This is a genomic window from Streptococcus oricebi (assembly GCF_017883985.1).
GTDB classification, from domain to species: Bacteria; Bacillota; Bacilli; order Lactobacillales; family Streptococcaceae; genus Streptococcus; species Streptococcus oricebi.
In genome coordinates, this window is the sequence record NZ_PRDG01000002.1 from 53,619 (window position 1) to 70,966 (window position 17,348).

15 protein-coding genes are annotated in these 17,348 nt (G+C 44.9%); 13 read left to right on the forward strand and 2 right to left on the reverse strand.

The features are described from left to right. Positions 1-11 precede the first annotated feature (11 nt). Complete coding sequence (tehB, locus tag C4K46_RS02960) at positions 12-878, forward strand: SAM-dependent methyltransferase TehB (protein WP_209627260.1); 867 nt, start codon at positions 12-14, stop codon at positions 876-878. Positions 879-930: 52 nt separating this feature from the next. Here tehB and C4K46_RS02965 read toward each other — a convergent pair whose 3' ends face one another. Beyond that, a complete protein-coding gene (locus C4K46_RS02965; protein WP_209627262.1) occupies positions 931-1,473 on the reverse strand; it encodes a TetR/AcrR family transcriptional regulator in 543 nt (180 codons plus the stop codon). A 150-nt stretch (positions 1,474-1,623) separates the two neighbouring features. Between C4K46_RS02965 and C4K46_RS02970 the strand changes: the two genes are divergently transcribed. From C4K46_RS02970 to C4K46_RS02990, 5 genes are all read left to right on the forward strand, one after another. Further along, a complete protein-coding gene (locus tag C4K46_RS02970) occupies positions 1,624-2,325 on the forward strand; it encodes an ABC transporter ATP-binding protein (protein ID WP_209627264.1) in 702 nt (233 codons plus the stop codon). A gap of 14 nt (positions 2,326-2,339) precedes the next feature. Further along, entirely contained in the window at positions 2,340-5,705 is a 3,366-nt protein-coding gene (locus C4K46_RS02975) for an FtsX-like permease family protein (RefSeq protein ID WP_209627266.1), read from the forward strand. A 161-nt stretch (positions 5,706-5,866) separates the two neighbouring features. Beyond that, entirely contained in the window at positions 5,867-6,310 is a 444-nt protein-coding gene (locus tag C4K46_RS02980; protein WP_209627268.1) for an Rrf2 family transcriptional regulator, read from the forward strand. Between the two features lie 377 nt (positions 6,311-6,687). Beyond that, positions 6,688-7,317, forward strand: coding sequence for an NAD(P)-dependent oxidoreductase (locus C4K46_RS02985; protein ID WP_209627270.1), 630 nt, complete (start codon positions 6,688-6,690; stop codon positions 7,315-7,317). 37 nt (positions 7,318-7,354) lie between these two features. Then, positions 7,355-8,203, forward strand: coding sequence for a VOC family protein (locus C4K46_RS02990; RefSeq protein WP_209627272.1), 849 nt, complete (start codon positions 7,355-7,357; stop codon positions 8,201-8,203). 27 nt (positions 8,204-8,230) lie between these two features. Here C4K46_RS02990 and C4K46_RS02995 read toward each other — a convergent pair whose 3' ends face one another. Then, complete coding sequence (locus C4K46_RS02995; RefSeq protein WP_209627273.1) at positions 8,231-9,316, reverse strand: M24 family metallopeptidase; 1,086 nt, start codon at positions 9,314-9,316, stop codon at positions 8,231-8,233. A 160-nt stretch (positions 9,317-9,476) separates the two neighbouring features. Between C4K46_RS02995 and ccpA the strand changes: the two genes are divergently transcribed. The 7 genes from ccpA (at position 9,477) to thrS (ending at position 17,317) form a co-directional block, all read left to right on the forward strand. Then, positions 9,477-10,481, forward strand: coding sequence for a catabolite control protein A (gene ccpA, locus C4K46_RS03000; protein WP_209627275.1), 1,005 nt, complete (start codon positions 9,477-9,479; stop codon positions 10,479-10,481). Between the two features lie 104 nt (positions 10,482-10,585). Next, complete coding sequence (locus C4K46_RS03005) at positions 10,586-11,368, forward strand: SLC41A family transporter (protein WP_209627278.1); 783 nt, start codon at positions 10,586-10,588, stop codon at positions 11,366-11,368. Further along, complete coding sequence (locus C4K46_RS03010; protein ID WP_209627280.1) at positions 11,365-11,925, forward strand: hypothetical protein; 561 nt, start codon at positions 11,365-11,367, stop codon at positions 11,923-11,925. Before C4K46_RS03005 ends, C4K46_RS03010 begins: the two co-directional genes overlap by 4 nt. Positions 11,926-11,993: 68 nt before the next feature. Then, positions 11,994-12,992: an LTA glycolipid anchor biosynthesis glycosyltransferase, IagA/BgsA family gene (locus C4K46_RS03015; protein ID WP_209627282.1), complete on the forward strand. Its 999-nt coding sequence runs from the start codon at positions 11,994-11,996 to the stop codon at positions 12,990-12,992. Position 12,993: 1 nt separating this feature from the next. Next, positions 12,994-14,313: a glycosyltransferase family 4 protein gene (locus C4K46_RS03020; protein ID WP_209627284.1), complete on the forward strand. Its 1,320-nt coding sequence runs from the start codon at positions 12,994-12,996 to the stop codon at positions 14,311-14,313. A gap of 347 nt (positions 14,314-14,660) precedes the next feature. Then, the gene (locus C4K46_RS03025) at positions 14,661-15,269 is read left to right on the forward strand and encodes an AAA family ATPase (RefSeq protein WP_338059772.1); all 609 of its coding nucleotides are present in this window, start codon (positions 14,661-14,663) and stop codon (positions 15,267-15,269) included. 104 nt (positions 15,270-15,373) lie between these two features. Then, complete coding sequence (thrS, locus tag C4K46_RS03030; RefSeq protein ID WP_209627286.1) at positions 15,374-17,317, forward strand: threonine--tRNA ligase; 1,944 nt, start codon at positions 15,374-15,376, stop codon at positions 17,315-17,317. Positions 17,318-17,348: the final 31 nt, after the last annotated feature.

The window sequence follows — 17,348 nt, forward strand, 5'->3', positions numbered from 1 at the left end:
AGGAGTTTTCCATGACAGAAAATTTAATCGTTTATAAGCGCCTCCCTATCTGGACAGCAGCGACCCTGCCTGATATGGTGAAAGAAAAGCATAATACTAAGGTGGGGACTTGGGGCAAGTTGACCATTTTGCAGGGCCAGCTCAAATTTTTTGACTTAGACGAAGCAGGCCAAGTCTTGGAAGAGCATATTTTTAGTCCAGAGACAGAGACTCCCTTTGTAGAGCCTCAGGCCTGGCACAAGGTGGAAGCTCTAAGTCCTGACTTGGAGTGTTACTTGGAATTTTACTGCCGGCCTAGGGATTATTTTTCTAAGAAATATAACTTAACGGCTGTGCATTCTGAGGTTTTGGAGGCATCGGAGACAGTGCCGGTTGGGAAGGCCCTGGATTTGGGTTGCGGCCAGGGGCGTAATGCTCTTTTTCTCAACCAGCTAGGCTTTGAGGTGACGGCGGTGGATAGAAATCCCTTGTCCTTAGAAATTTTAGCCTCTATCATTGACCAAGAAGACTTGGACTTGGAGCTAGCTAGCTACGACATTAACCAGGCAAGCTTGATTGGGGATTATGACTTTATTCTCTCGACGGTGGTCTTTATGTTTTTGGATTCTGAGCGAGTGCCAGCTATTATTGCTGATATGCAGGACCACACCAAACTTGGTGGCTACAATCTAATTGTTTGTGCCATGGATACAGCGAGCCACCCTTGCACCATGCCTTTCTCCTTTACCTTTAAGGAAGGAGAGCTCAAGGAATACTACAAGGATTGGGAATTGATTAAATACAATGAAAATCTAGGTAAGCTCCATAAGCGTGATGAAAATGGCCGGCGGATTGAGCTGCAATTTGCCACCATGCTGGCTAAAAAAATCAAATCCTAAAAGTAAAAAAGGTTTCAGCTAGCGCCTAAGGGCCAGATCTGAAGCCTTTTTATTACCAGCTATCATAATTAAAGAGTTGAAGGAACATATTGGCAATTTCTTGGGGGCTTTCCTTGGCCCCGTTGGCGATCCAATGGAGGATAAGGCCTGAAATACTTGAGGTGAATACTTCCAGGGCGTATTCATGGGGAATCTTGAAGTTGCTTTGAATAAAGCACTGGGTCCGTTTTTGGTCGCCTGTCGTTACAACGGTCATTAGAAAGTCGCGGATAACCTGACCGAGATTGATATAGTTGCTCTTGTAAACGGCATAGATAAAGGAATAGTCCTGTTTGAGCTGGGTCAGATTTCGGATAATCATGTCTTGAGGAGTTAGGTCTTCTTCAAAAATGGTGTGCATCTGCGAGATGATTTCTTCCTTTATCTTGTCCATCATATCGTACTTGTCCAGATAGTGAAGGTAGAAGGTCCCTCTGTTGATGCCCGCACGCCTAGTTAGTTTACTAACGGAAATATCTTCAAACTTTTCCTCCAGTAATAATTGGGTCAGGGCTTCTTTGATAGCGGCTTTAGTTTCAGTCTGTCTTTTTTGCATGCTTGTCTCTTTTCTTAAATCAACAGTCTGTTGAAAATTGATGATTGCTTTTCGCTTACTGCTATTATATAATAAGAAAGACAAAAAATCAACACGTTGTTTATTTAAATGATTTTTAAAAAGGAAAATAGGCATGATAAAGGAGAAGCTATGGCTTATATTGAAATGAAACACAGCTATAAACGCTATCAAACAGGTGAAACGGAAATTGTCGCTAACAATGATATTTCTTTTGAGATTGAAAAGGGTGAGTTGGTGATTATTCTGGGCTCGTCTGGAGCGGGCAAGTCAACGGTGCTTAATATCTTGGGCGGGATGGATAGCAATGATGAGGGACAGGTGATTATTGACGGGCAAGATATTGCTACTTACAATTCACATCAGCTGACAGACTACCGGCGTAATGATGTGGGCTTTGTCTTTCAATTTTACAACTTGGTGCCCAATCTGACGGCTAAGGAAAATGTGGAATTGGCCTCAGAAATTGTCAAGGATGCACAAGATGCGGTTGAGGCTTTGACGGCAGTCGGCTTGGACAAGCGGCTCAATAATTTCCCAGCCCAATTATCAGGAGGGGAGCAGCAACGGGTGTCGATTGCTCGTGCCGTTGCCAAAAATCCCAAACTGCTACTTTGTGATGAGCCGACAGGGGCGCTAGACTATAAGACAGGAAAGCAGGTCCTACAAATCTTACAGGATATGTCCCGCCAGCAGGGGGCGACGGTGGTTATCGTAACCCACAACGGGGCTCTGGCTCCGATTGCAGATCGGGTCATTCGCATGCACGATGCGCAAGTTCAGTCGGTGACTCTTAATTCAGAGCCGCAAGATATTGCTAGTCTAGAGTATTAGTAGGGAGGATTTCCATGAAAAAATCCATTTTAAACAAGGATATCCTGCTCTCTTTTCGTCAGTCCAAGGGGCGTTTTATTTCCGTTATGTGCCTGATGATGCTGGGTTCTTTTGCCTTGGTCGGGCTCAAGGTAGCCAGTCCCGATATTGAAGATACGGTCAGCAAGTACTTAGAAGAATATCAGGCTTTAGATTTGGCTGTGATTTCAGATTATGGTATTAGCAAGGATGACCAGAAAGAACTGGATAAGGTCAAGGGGGCGCAGGTCGAATATGGCTATTTTACCGATACAGTTATCGGTGATAGTGCAGAGGCTGTGCGGGTCTTTTCAAGAACAGATAAGATTTCTCAGTTCGAGCTGGTTGCTGGAAAAATGCCCAGCAAGGAAAATGAGTTAGCTCTGGCTTCCTTTTACAAGGGCAAGTATCGAATTGGCGACAAGATTAGCCTCAAGGAGGAAAATGGGAATGAAAAAATCTTGAAAGAAGAGACTTTTACCATTACAGGCTTTGTCAACTCTAGTGAGATGTCCTCTAGTAAAACTCTGGGTTCTTCAAATGCAGGGAGCGGGAGTCTATCGGCCTATGCTGTCGTTTCTGATCAAGCTTTTAAAAGTTCGGTTTATACCATTGCCCGCCTCCGTTTTGATGATGTGAAAAGGCTCAATTCTTTTTCGGATAGCTACCGTAAAAAGGTTGAGGGCCATCAAAAGGATTTGGAAGAGCTAGTCAAGGATAATGGAAAAAATCGTCTGGCAGACATCAAGTCAGAAGCCAAGGACAAGATTAGTCAGGGCCAGGCTGAACTTGAACAGGGCGAACAAACCCTGGCAGATAGTCAGGCTAAATTGGACGAAGGTCAGGCTCAAATCAATCAAAAACAAGGGGAATTGGCTAGTGCCCAAGGCCAGATTGCAGAAAAGGAAAAAGTCTTGGCCCAAGGGGCCAGCCAGCTTAGCCAGGCTGAGCAAAGTTTGGCAGCCTCTAAAAGTCAGTTAGATAGCGCAGCCAGTCAGTTGGCGGCTGGACAAGCCCAACTCAATCAGACCAAGGCGCAATTAGATGCTGCGGCAGCACCTCTAGCGGCAGCCAAAGCCCAGTTGGATGCTCAGCAAGGGCAATTGGATGCAGCAGTAGCGACGATTGCACAAAATCAAGCGCAACTGAGTGCAGCTAAAGCAGACCTAGAAGCTAAAATCGCTGCTTTACAGGCTCAAGGAGTTGATCCTGCGACCGTGCCTGAGATTGCCGCTAGCCAAAATCAAATTGCCAGCCAAGAAGCCGCTCTTTCAAACGCTCAGGCGCAATTAGAAGCGGGACAAGCTACCTACAATGCCGCTTACAGCCAATACCAAAGCAAGGCCGCACCTTACGAATCCGGCTTGAGCCAGTATCAGGCCGCCCAGGCTAGCTTTGAAAGCAAGCAAGCCCAATATCAAGCAGGTTTGGCCCAGTACCAGGCTGGACAAGCAACCTTGGCTAATAAAAGAGCAGAATATCAGGCTGGGCAAGCCCAGTTGAGTCAAGCTAAAAGCCAGCTCGCAGCCGGACAAGAGCAAATCCAGCAGGCTCAGGCTACTCTCAATGAAAAGAAAGCGACCTTTGAGACTGAAAAGAGCAAGGCCGAGCAGAAGTTCAAGGACGGCCAGGCTAGGATTCAAAAGGCCAAGGATGAAGTGGCTGGCTTGATTCTTCCTAGCTACCATGTCTATACGCGCAGTACGCTTCCGGGAGCAGAGGAATACCGCATGACCGCGACTCGCTCTTCAGGGATTTCTTCTGTGGGAAATATCTTTCCTTTGGTCCTTTATCTGGTAGCTGCCTTGGTCACGGTGACGACCATGACCCGCTTTGTCAATGAAGAACGGATCAATGCTGGGGTACTCAAGGCCTTGGGCTACAACAATTCGGATGTCATCAAGAAATTTGTCATCTATGGTCTGGTTGCAGGCCTAGCAGGGACCCTTATCGGTATCTTGGCCGGACTCTATTTTCTTCCTTATATCCTAGGTCGGGCCCTCTTTGTAACGGCGACTTATCCACCGGTCCATTTGGCCTTTCGTTGGGAGATTAGCTTGGTTGCTATTCTTTGCTCCCTTATCTGTAGTGTTTTGCCGGCCCTACATATTGCCCGTAAGGAATTAAAGGAAGTACCAGCCCAGCTCTTATTACCCAAGCCACCTAGCAAGGGCTCAAAAATTCTCTTGGAGCGGTTGCCCTTTATCTGGAAGCGTCTAACTTTCACGCAAAAGGTAACAGCCAGAAATATTTTCCGCTACAAGCAAAGAATGCTGATGACTATTTTTGGAGTGGCTGGTTCGGTTGCCCTACTCTTTGCAGGCTTGGGCATTACTTCTTCCTTGAGTGGTATCGCAGAGCGGCAATTTGGTGAGATTATCACCTACCATGCCTTGCTATCACAAAAAAAGCAGATGACTTCTCAAGAAAAGACCGACTTGAAAAAAGCCTTAGACTCTGCTAGCTTAAGCAAGAAACAAAGTATTTATAGCGAAAACTTTAGTAAGACCATCAAGGGGCAAAAGGATGAGCAGAGCCTGACCCTATTTGCGATTGATAGTCAGGATTTCAAGGGCTTTGTTCATCTCTATGATAGTAAGACCAAGAAAGAGTTAAAATTATCAAGTAAGGGTGCTATTATTTCACAGAAATTAGCTAACTTGCTCCACCTATCGGTGGGCGATAGCTTTGAGGTGACTTCCGATGAGGGTAAAAGCTATAAAATAAAAGTTTCGGCTATCAGCGAGATGTACGCAGGTCACTTTATCTTTATGGATAAGGCTTATTATCAGGAAGCCTTTAAGCAGGACTTGGTCGAAAATGCCTACCTGATAAAATTGAAGGATTCTTCCACTAGCAATATCCAAAATGTGGCTGCCGACTTTATGAAATTAAGCGGTGTAAGGGCAGTGGTCCAAAATACCAGTCTTGTCAATCAGATTAAGGGGAATGTCAAGTCGCTCGGTTTGGTCATGCAAATCCTGACCCTGGTCTCTATTTTGCTAGCCATCGTTATCCTTTACAATTTGACCAGTATCAATGTGGCGGAGCGGATTCGTGAGTTATCAACGATTAAGGTCCTTGGTTTTCATAATAAGGAAGTAACCCTTTATATCTATCGGGAGACCATCAGTCTATCGTTGATTGGGATTGTAGTTGGCATCTTTACGGGTCGGTCCCTCCACCAGTTCTTGCTTCGTATGATTGCACCGTCCAATATCATGTTCAATCCCAATGTTTCCTTATCAGTCTATTTGGTTCCAATAATTTCTATTATTCTAATTTTGATTATTCTCGGCTTTGTTGTCAATTATACGCTCAGACGCATTGATATGTTAGAAGCCTTGAAATCGGTAGATTAGATAGGCAAGAAGGCTGAAAAAATCGGCAAAAAATCTCGGCTATGATTTTGGGAGTGGACTCTGGTTCACTCCTTTTTGAGTGGTAACATTTGCGGTTACAACAAAGATAGGTTATAATAGAGAAAGCATAGAATTAAATGTTGGGAAGAAAGGAGAGAGGGATGCAAATTTCGAGTCGTTTCACCATTGCCAGCCATATCTTAATCGTGATTGCCCTTAGGGAAGAAGGAGAACGAATAACCAGTGATCTTTTAGCTGGTAGTGTCGGAGTCAATCCAGTTATCATTCGTAAGACCTTGTCGCAACTAAAAAAAAGTGGTCTAGTAAGAGTGGCTAGGGGGACCGGAGGAGCTGTTTTGAGTAAGGATTTAGAAGACATTACCCTATTAGATGTCTACCGGGCTGTAGAAAGTCTAGGCAAGAGCGGTCAGCTCTTTAGTTTTCATGAACGTCCCAATCCAGACTGTTCCATTGGACGCAATGTTCGCCAAGTCTTAGATAAGCGCCTTTTAGCTGCCCAAGCAGCTATGGAAAAAGAGTTAGCCCAGACCAATTTAGCCAGTCTAGTGGCAGATGCAGAATACTATATTCAAAAAGAAAGCTGAAGAAAAAACTTCAGCTTTTTTGGCTCTTTGTCAACTGTCTCTCATCAGAATTATAATTCTGATGAGAGCTACCACCATTCAAAAGTATCCTTTACAATTTATCTCACAAGGTATAAGTTGAAACCAGACAATTACTAGATTGTAAGGGTATATTTTGATTTGAACTAATTTACCCACTACAGATATTATAGAGCCTTTTTCTTTCTAGTCTGGAGAGACAAGGAGACTATCCTTATGGGAGGGGCCTTGTCCACTCTTTTTTATAAAATATCTTTTTTGAGATGTAACACTTGACATTACATCTCTATCTGTTATAATAGTTGATGTAATAAAAATAGTTACAACAAAACAAAAAGTATTTAGTAGAGGAATTTAAAATGAAAATCGCAGTAGTAGCAGCAAATGGATTGGCCGGACAAGCCATCGTAGCAGAGGCCCTGGCACGTGGACATGAGGTGACCGCACTGGTCCGCTCTAAGAATAAGAGCCAGGCCCAAAAGGTCTTGGAAAAAGACTTGTTTGATTTGACTAGAGAAGATTTGACAGGTTTTGATGTGGTCGTGACTGCTTTTGGAGCCTTTAGTCCTGAACTCTTGCCTCAGCACACCACTTCACTAGAGCATTTGGCTGGCCTTCTAGAAGGGACCGACACTCGTTTCTTAGTCGTGGGAGGAGCAGGTAGCCTTTATTTAGATGAGAGCCTGACTAGTCAACTATCAGACGCTCCAGACTTTCCAGCAGAATTTAAACCGCTAGCTAAGGCCATGGCTCAAGGACTAGAAGCCTTACGCCGATTTAATCAAGTCAAGTGGACCTACATCAGTCCAGCTGCGGACTTTGTAGAAGACGGTGAAAAGACAGGGGACTATATCCTGGCAGGTGAAGTCTTCACCCTTAATGAAGCCGGTCAAAGCAGCATTTCTTATGCTGACTATGCCATCGCTATGCTAGACGAAATCGAGCAAGGTCAGCATATTCAAGAGCGAATTTCGGTGCTTGGCAAGTAAGCTAGCCTGAGTCTTGTTCTAAAAAGAAAGGGGAAATATGACCTATCCATATCATAGTCAACTTTATCTGAAGGAAGTAGCCTTAAATGTGGCAGACTTGGACAAGCAAAAAGCTTTCTATCAGCAGATTTTGGGTCTAGAAGTCTTAGAAGAATCAGACGGCCAAGTCCTCTTAGGAAGTGGCGAGGAGGCCTTGATTCGCCTCTTAAAATCAAGCGATACTAGCTCTAGCAAGGAGAACTATGGTCTCTATCACCTGGCTATTCTCCTACCGGACCGTCAGGGCTTGGCAGATATTTTTAAACACCTGGCCGAGCTCAAACTGCCTCTGGTTGGCGGGGCTGACCATGGTTACAGTGAGGCTATTTATCTGGAAGATTTGGAGGGAAATGGGATTGAGCTCTACCGCGACAAGCCACAAAAAGATTGGGATATTCGAGAGGACGGCCGAATTGTAGGAGTTACCGAGGAATTGGCAGCCCAGGCCATCTATGAGCTAGGTAGGGAAGAAGATCCCTTCAAGATTGCAGCTGGAAGTCGGATGGGGCATGTCCACTTGTCTGTGAAAAACAGTCGCTCTGCTAGTCGCTTTTATCAAGACTTGCTAGGTCTGGAGGATAAATTTTCTCTGCCTTCAGCGGCCTGGTTAGCTTCGGGTGACTACCACCACCATTTGGCCGTCAATCAATGGGCAGGTCAGCATCTGAAAAAGCGGCAAGCGAATCAACTGGGGCTGGCCTACTACACTGTCCAAGTGGCTAGTAAGGAAGCCCTCCTTCATATCTATGAAAAGGCTCAAGATTTGCAGGCTCCCAGCCGTTGGCTGACTTCAAGTGAGCTAGAAGTGACCGACTCAGACGGCATTGTAACCAAAATAAAATTATAAAAAGGTAGGATTTCCTACCTTTTTATTTTATAAGTCAAAATAGAGTAAGTCCTTGCTGGTTTCTGTAAAGAGTTTGAAACCATCCTTGGTCACATAGCCACAGTCCTCGATGCGGACTCCAACCTTGCCTGGGATATAGACTCCCGGTTCAACCGAAAAGCACATTCCCTCTTCAATGACCAAATCGTTTCCTTCCATAATAGAAGGAAATTCGTGGACATCCATTCCGATACCATGGCCGAGACGGTGGTTGAAGTAGGAGCCGTAACCAGCCTTCTCAATCACTTGGCGGGCAGCCCGGTCTACCTCATGGGCGGTAACTCCTGGTTTAATAAAGTCAAGAGCAGCCCTTTGAGCTTCTAGGGTTAATTGATAAATGTCCTTTTTAAACTGGTCTGGTTGGCCGACAGCTACAGTCCGGGTCATGTCACTGGCATAGCCATTTGCCATGACTCCCAAGTCGAAAAGGAGTAGGGCGTCTTTTTTAATCGGGTTTGGTCCAGGAATACCATGAGGATTGGCGGCATTATCATCGGTTAGGACCATGGTTTCAAAGCTCATTTCCAGTCCCAATTTCTTCATTTCAAACTCAATTTCAGCAATCAGGTCAGTCTCTGTTTTTCCGGCTGCAATAGCTGCAAAACCACGCTGGACTGCCTGGTCAGCGAATTGTCCGGCCACCAGCATCTTCTTGATTTCATCAGCCGACTTAATCAGCCGCATACGGTTGACAAAAGGAGTCAAATCGGAAAAAACAGCTCCCTCAAAGACCTGCTTGAGTCCCTGGTACTTGCTGAGAATCAAATTGTCAAACTCTAGGGCAATCCGACTCTTGGTACTAGGAGAAAGGATTTCCCTAATCTTTTCCCAAGGATTTTCAGAATCAACATAGCCTGCAACTTGAAAATCGACAGCTGAATTAGCGCGCTCGACCTCAAGCGCTGGCACAAAGAGCAGGGGCTGTCTGTCAGTGCAGATAAAGAGAAACATCTGTCTTTCATGGGGGTCGCTGTAAAAGCCTGTCAGATAGTTAATGGTTACTGGATCAGATAGGACGGCAGCAGTTAAGTTTTCAGTTTCGAGATAGTGGGTGATTTGCTTGATTTTTGTCATGGTAAACCTTCTTTCTACACCTCCTATTTTGGCAAAAAAACCATAAAAAATCAAGACTTTTCAAAAAGTTATCAAAATACTTGAAAGTGTTTACAATAAGTGATAAAATGTTCTTGGTAGGAAAATGAAAACGATATTTTCACATTAGAAAGGAAGAATTATGAACACAGACGATACAGTGACAATCTACGATGTCGCCCGTGAAGCAGGTGTTTCCATGGCTACGGTCAGTCGGGTCGTCAATGGAAACAAGAATGTCAAGGAAAATACGAGAAAAAAAGTTTTGGAAGTCATCGAACGTCTAGACTATCGACCAAATGCGGTTGCTCGTGGCCTGGCTAGCAAAAAAACGACGACAGTCGGAGTTGTTATTCCCAATATCACCAATTCTTACTTCTCAACCCTGGCCAAGGGAATTGACGATATTGCCGAGATGTATAAGTATAATATTGTCCTAGCCAATAGTGATGAAGATGATGATAAGGAAGTATCCGTAGTCAACACCCTCTTCTCCAAGCAGGTAGACGGAATTATCTTTATGGGCTATCATCTGACAGAGAAGATTCGTTCTGAATTTTCCCGTTCTAGGACCCCGGTTGTCCTAGCTGGAACGGTAGATGTGGAACATCAACTCCCGAGTGTGAATATTGATTACAAGCAAGCGACTGTCGATGCAGTGGAGCTTTTGGCCAAGAGAAATAAGAAGATTGCCTTTGTCAGCGGTCCCTTGGTGGATGATATCAATGGCAAGATTCGCCTAGCAGGCTATAAGGAAGCGCTCAAGAAAAAGAAACTTTCCTATAGTGAAGGTTTGGTCTTTGAGTCCAAGTATAGCTATGATGATGGCTATCATCTGGCGGAACGCCTCATTGCCTCTAAGGCTAGCGCTGCCTTTGTTACTGGCGATGAGCTAGCAGCTGGTCTCTTAAATGGCCTGGCCGATCAGGGAGTCAAGGTACCAGAAGACTTTGAAATTATCACCAGTGATGACTCTCAGGTAGCTCGCTTTACCAGACCAAACCTGACAACGGTTAGCCAACCCCTCTATGATTTGGGGGCAATCAGCATGCGCATGCTGACCAAGATTATGCACAAGGAAGAGTTAGATGAGCGCGAAGTGATTCTGGCCCATGGCATCTATGAAAGAAATTCGACCAAGAAATAGAGAGTCAACCTGAGCCTTGTCTCAGGTTTTTTTATAAGCCAGCTTGACAAAGCTATTTTTATGGGGTATATTACATATATATTATACAAATAGGAGAGATGACTATGATCAATGAAAAACCTAAAAAGCTTGTTCGGCCGCTTAAGATTATGTTTCTTAATCTTATCCTGGTTAGTGTATGCTCTTTTTTATTAGTTAGTTTTATTCTTTTTGCGCTAAAACAATATAAGGTGGTGACCGAGCTTGGAACGACGGGGCCTTTTATCCTCATTGTGATTTGTGTTATTTTGCTCTTAGCCTTTTTTGGCTATCTGATGCCCTATTTTTTCTGGCGCCTCTATCCAAGCCTCTATTTTTACGATGATGGTTTTCGAGTTAACAAGGGACCCTTGCTCTCTTACCAAAATCTGGAATATTTCTTTGGACCAGTTAAGGGGCAGGTCAATCGTTTTATGTTCGTCTGGTACAAGGACGAGGATGGGGAATGGCAAAAAATTCCTGCCATGGGTTATTCTAGAAGGAGTTTTGATGGTTTCCAGCAAGACTTTGTTGAGGCGACCTATCCTGAGGCTATGGAGGCCTTGGCAGCAGGTCAGGAGCTAAAATTTAGATTTAAAGATCCCAAAAAGAACATCAATTCCCTGAGCAAAAAGAGAATGTTTGAGAAGTTGGAACTAGCTGCCATGACAATCAAGCTCACAAAAGACAGCATTAGCGTTGATGATGAGGTCTACGACTTTGACCAATATCAAGTGGGCTATGAGCTAGGCTGTCTCAAAATCTGGGATAAGACGGGCAAGCTCATCCTTTTCCTGTCCAATCAGGCCCTGATTCATCGTGTCAATCTGCTGGCTGCTCTGGTTATTAGCCTAGGAGAACAGTCATGAGACAAAGAAGAGAAATATCCTTTGTAGAAGAGTATAAATTGGTGACCTTCCTGGGCATTCTTTTGGGAGCGATTGTGACGACTTGCTTCTTGCTCTGGCTAGCCCAAAATATAGGTAAATCGAACTTAGTTCCCTTTATAGCCTTTTCGGGCCCTATGATAGGGGCTTACTGGGCCAGGAAACTGACTGGTCAAAAGGAAGTAGAAGAAGTGGAAGAAGTTTTTGGAGGCAGCAAGTTTGAACCGACTCCAAAGAGTAAATTTGCTCCAGCTAAGCCTGATTTCTCCCTCTTTTCCTTAATTATCAGTGTCGTTTTTTCCTATCTGACCATCTATTTTTCAGAGGTGATTCATTATACGCTAATCATCCAGGCTCAATATCCGGGTTCGGATTTTATGACTGTCTTTCTCCAGTTAACCACCCAGATTTTGCAGCTGGATTGGGCTAGGGTCTACCTCCTAGAATATTGGTTTTACCTGAGTCTTCTTTTAGTCATTGCAATTATTCCAATTCTCTATTACTTCTGGAAATTCAAGCGCAAACAAAGAAGAGGATAATCAAGATTCTTGATCAGCTGGAAGGAAACTTCCAGTTTTTTTGTTAAAAATTTGCTATAATAGGAGGTATGAAAGTTTTATTGTATCTTGAAGGGAAGTCTGTCCTGGAAAAGTCAGGGATTGGTCGGGCCTTGCAGCATCAGATGCATGCCCTGGATCTGGCTGGTATTCCTTATACAACAGATGTTTTGGGCGATTATGATGTCGTTCATATCAATACCTATGGTCCCCGGAGCTGGCTCTTACTCCATGCAGCTAAGAGGCGGGGAAAAAAGGTGATTATGCATGGTCACTCGACCCGAGAGGACTTTGAAAATTCTTTTATCGGCTCTAACTTCTTTGCACCCTTGGTGGGCAAATACCTGGCCCACATGTATAAGAAGGCTGACTTTATTATTACTCCGTCGGAATATTCTAAAAAGCTGATTCAGGCCTATGGGGTCAGTACCCCCATTATTGCTGTGTCTAATGGGATTGATTTGGCCAAATATCAAAAGGACCCTAAAAAGGAAGCTGTCTTTCGCAAGCATTTTAATATTGAGGAAGGGCAGCCTGTGGTGGTCTGTGCCGGTCTTTACTTCCGCCGCAAGGGGATTGAGGACTTTGTCGAGGTCGCTCGTCGCATGCCCCATGTTCGCTTTATCTGGCTGGGCTCTATCAATAAATGGTTGATTCCAGCTAAGATTAGAAAGTTGGTTGAGCGTAACCATCCGGCCAATGTAGAATTTCCTGGCTATTTTAAGGGAGCCCTCTTTCAGGGAGCCATGAGTGGCAGTGATCTTTTCTTTTTCCCCTCTTATGAAGAAACGGAAGGAATCGTTGTTTTAGAGGCCTTGGCCAGTCATCAGCATGTAGTCTTAAGAGATATTCCAGTCTATGAGGGCTGGATTGATGAAACTTCGGCTGAGCTCTGCCATAATGTAGATGAATTTGTAGAGTCCATTCAAGATATTTTAGACCAGAAGGTGGATAAGCGTGAGGCTGGTTATCGGGTAGCTGAGAGCCGCTCGATGGATGATGTTTCCTACCAGCTGGTCGAAGCCTACCAAAGAGTATTGGAGATGTAATATGCGCATTGGTCTTTTTACAGATACTTATTTTCCTCAGGTTTCAGGGGTAGCTACATCAATTCGGACCCTAAAAACAGAGTTGGAAAAGCAGGGACATACTGTTTTCATTTTCACTACGACTGACAAGGATGTCAATCGTTACGAGGACTGGCAAATCATCCGCATACCTAGCGTTCCTTTTTTTGCCTTTAAGGATCGGCGGGTAGCCTATCGGGGCTTTTCAACGGCCCTCAAGATTGCCCGCCAGTACCAGCTAGACATCATTCATACCCAAACAGAGTTTGCCCTAGGTCTTTTAGGCGTTTGGATTGCCAAGGAGTTGAAGATTCCAGTGGTTCATACCTACCATACCCAGTATGAGGACTATGTCCGCTATATCGCAAATGGTATGCTGATTCGTCCTAGTATGGTCAAGTACATCGTTCGTGGCTTTCTCAATGATTTAGACGGGGTTATCTGTCCCAGCGAGATTGTCTATGACCTCTTGACCAAGTATAAGATTCAGACTGAAAAGAGGGTCATTCCGACAGGGATTGAGCTGGCCAAGTTTGAACGGCCAGAGATTTCCCAGGAGAATGTAGCCGAGTTAAGGGAAAAGTTGGGAATCAGACCAGAAGAAACCTTGCTTTTAAGCCTATCTCGGGTCTCTTATGAAAAAAATATCCAGGCTGTTCTGGCAGCCCTGCCTGAGGTCTTGGAGGAAAATGCCCAGGTCAAGCTAGTGGTGGCTGGAGATGGTCCCTATTTGGAGGACTTGAAGGCCCAGGCTAGAAGGCTAGGTATTGAGCAGGCAATTATCTTTACGGGGATGATTGCTCCGAGTGAGACAGCCCTTTACTATAAGGCGGCTGACTTCTTTATCTCTGCTTCGACCAGTGAGACCCAAGGCTTGACCTACTTGGAAAGCTTAGCCAGTGGGACGCCAATCATTGCTCACGGCAATCCTTATCTGGACAATCTGATTACGGAGAAAATTTTCGGTACTCTTTATTATCAGGAAAATGATTTGGCTGGTGCAATCTTGGAAGCTATCATAGCAACACCAGATATGGATGAGGAGCGTTTGAAAAACAAACTCTATGAAATCTCGGCGGAAAATTTTGGTCGTAGGGTCTATGAGTTCTATCTTGATTTACTGATTTCCAAGGACTTCCAAAAATTAAATCCAGAAGAAGCACAGCCGATTACCAAGCGTTTGGCCAAGTCAGCCATGTATCTGCCTAGCAAGATGATTGCCCTACCAGTCAATGGGTCAGCTCGGATTATCAAGGCATCTAGCCGGCAATTACAAAAGTTGAGAAGACGAGGCTGGTATTAAATTTCTTGTCTAGAAGGCTTGAAATTCTCTTTAATCGTGTTATAATAGGAAAAGAGACAAGTCAGTCAGTCCCTTTCTTTGAGAGAGTGCGCGGTTGCTGCAAGCGCATAGAAAGCCTGATTTGATACTACTCGATAAGCTTTTATGAAAACATAAAACGGTGGCCACGATATAGCCAAACATGAGGTTCATGGTTTTTACCATGGATGAATGAAGGTGGAACCACGTTGAGACGTCCTTTTTGAGGACGTCCTTTTATTTTTGAAAAATTTTTGCTATCAGGTCTAGTTGCAAGATTTCAAAGTCTGTCTCCTCTTAGCAAGAGGATTGCCCAAGGGAAGGGAGGAATGAAGATGTTCTATTGTATCGGTGGTTCGCCCTGTAGTGGAAAATCAACGATTGCTTCTATTTTAGGAGAGCACTATCAACTGCTTCCGATTAAATTGGACGATTTGCTGGAAGATTTTACTCAAGCAGCTAGAAGAGACGGGGCTCCACTTTCCAATCTCAGGGCCAATCGAGCCGCCGATCAAATCTGGTTGAGAGAGCCCCCTCTTATGTTTGAGGAAGAATGGTCCTTTTATGAGGAGATTTTCCCTTACTTAGGACACTATTTGGTGGAAAATCAGGATAAAACCTTGCTGATTGAAGGGGCAGGTCTCCTGCCACATCTGATAAAATCGCTGGAGATGGAGCTTTCCTATCTTTGTATCACACCGACAGCAGATTTTCAGAAGGAGCATTATGCCAAAAGAGAATGGGTCCCCTATGTTCTGCGAGCTTCCTCCAAGCCCCAGCTGGCTTTCGAGAACTGGATGAACCGAGATATTCTCTTTGCTCAAAAATGCCGCGAAGAGGCCGAAAGGCTGGGTTATCCCAGTTTGATAACAGACGGTAGTCAGTCTGTCGAGGAGATGGCAGAGCAAGTCACTCGAATATTTGGCTTAAGCTCCTAAGCTATCAGTTAAGTTAGCCTGTCTCTAACAATAATCTCCGCTCGGATAGCATCACTAGCCTAGGAGATTAGCACAAAAAGAAAACCAATTAAAAAGGAGAAAACATGATTCAGATTACTTTCCCAGATGGTGCCGTTCGTGACTACCAGTCTGGCAGCACAACTTTTGACATTGCTCAGTCTATCAGCAATTCCCTAGCTAAAAAGGCCCTTGCTGGTAAATTTAACGGTCGCTTGGTCGATACGACCCGTCCCTTGACTGAGGACGGTGCGCTTGAAATCGTAACGCCTGACCATGAGGATGCCTTGGATATCCTCCGTCACTCAGCAGCCCACCTTTTTGCTCAAGCAGCCAAACGTCATTTTCCAGATATCCATCTAGGCGTGGGTCCGGCTATTCAGGACGGTTTTTACTACGATACGGACAATGAGGCCGGCCAAATCTCTAATGAAGATTTAGCCCGGATTGAAGATGAGATGCGCAAGATTGTCAAGGAAAATTTCCCTAGCATTCGTGAGGAAGTTTCTAAGGAAGAAGCCCGGGAGATTTTCAAAAATGACCCTTATAAACTTGAGCTGATTGAGGAGCATTCCGAGGACGAGGGTGGCTTGACCATCTACCGTCAGGGAGAGTATGTGGACCTCTGTCGTGGCCCTCATGTCCCTTCAACTGGTCGTATTCAAATCTTCCAACTGCTCAATGTGGCAGGGGCCTACTGGCGGGGAAATTCTGATAATGCCATGATGCAGCGGATTTACGGAACAGCTTGGTTTGACAAGAAAGACCTCAAGAAATACATCCAAATGAGAGAAGAAGCCAAGGAGCGTGACCACCGTAAGCTGGGTAAGGAATTAGACCTCTTTATGATTAGCCAAGAAGTGGGACAAGGTCTGCCTTTCTGGCTGCCAGATGGGGCCACCATTCGTCGAACCATTGAACGCTACATTACCGATAAGGAATTAGCTTCAGGCTATCAGCACGTCTATACTCCACCAGTAGCCAGTGTCGAACTCTACAAGACCTCTGGCCACTGGGAGCACTATCAAGAAGACATGTTTCCACCGATGGATATGGGTGACGGTGAGCAGTTTGTCCTGCGTCCCATGAACTGTCCCCACCACATCCAGGTCTATAAAAATCATGTCCATTCTTATCGGGAATTGCCAATCCGGATTGCGGAGCTGGGCATGATGCACCGCTTTGAAAAATCAGGCGCTTTGTCAGGTCTACAACGGGTGCGGGAAATGACCCTTAACGACGGTCACCTTTTTGTAACACCAGACCAAATCAAGGAAGAATTCCAAAGGGCCCTGCAACTGATTATTGATGTCTACGCGGACTTCAATATTACAGATTACAGTTTCCGCTTATCCTACCGTGACCCTGAGGACAAGGAAAAATACTTTGACAACGATGAGATGTGGGAAAAAGCACAAACCATGCTCAAGGCTGCCATGGATGAGATGGAGCTGGACTACTATGAGGCGGAAGGAGAAGCAGCCTTCTACGGACCGAAACTGGATATTCAGGTCAAGACTGCTCTTGGAAATGACGAGACCCTGTCCACCATTCAGCTGGACTTCCTCTTGCCTGAACGCTTTGAACTTAGCTATATCGGGGCTGACGGTGAGGAGCACCGGCCGGTCATGATTCACCGAGGTGTCGTGTCTACCATGGAGCGCTTCACTGCCTACTTGATTGAGACCTACAAGGGGGCCTTTCCAACCTGGCTAGCACCGACCCAGGCGACTGTTATCCCTGTTTCTAATGAAGTCCATATGGACTATGCTTGGAAGGTGGCCAAGGAGCTCCAAAATAGGGGCATTCGGGCTGTTGTTGACGAGCGCAATGAAAAAATGCAGTACAAGATTCGTCAGAGCCAGACCCATAAAATTCCTTACCAACTAATTGTTGGAGACAAGGAGTTGGAAGAAGAGGCAGTCAATGTCCGCCGTTACGGCTCTAAGGCAACCCATACCGAAAGCCTAGCAGCATTTACAGAAAATATCCTGGCTGATATTGAAAGAAAATCGCGGGTGGAGAAATAAAAAAACGAATCCTCTACACTCATTTGAGTGT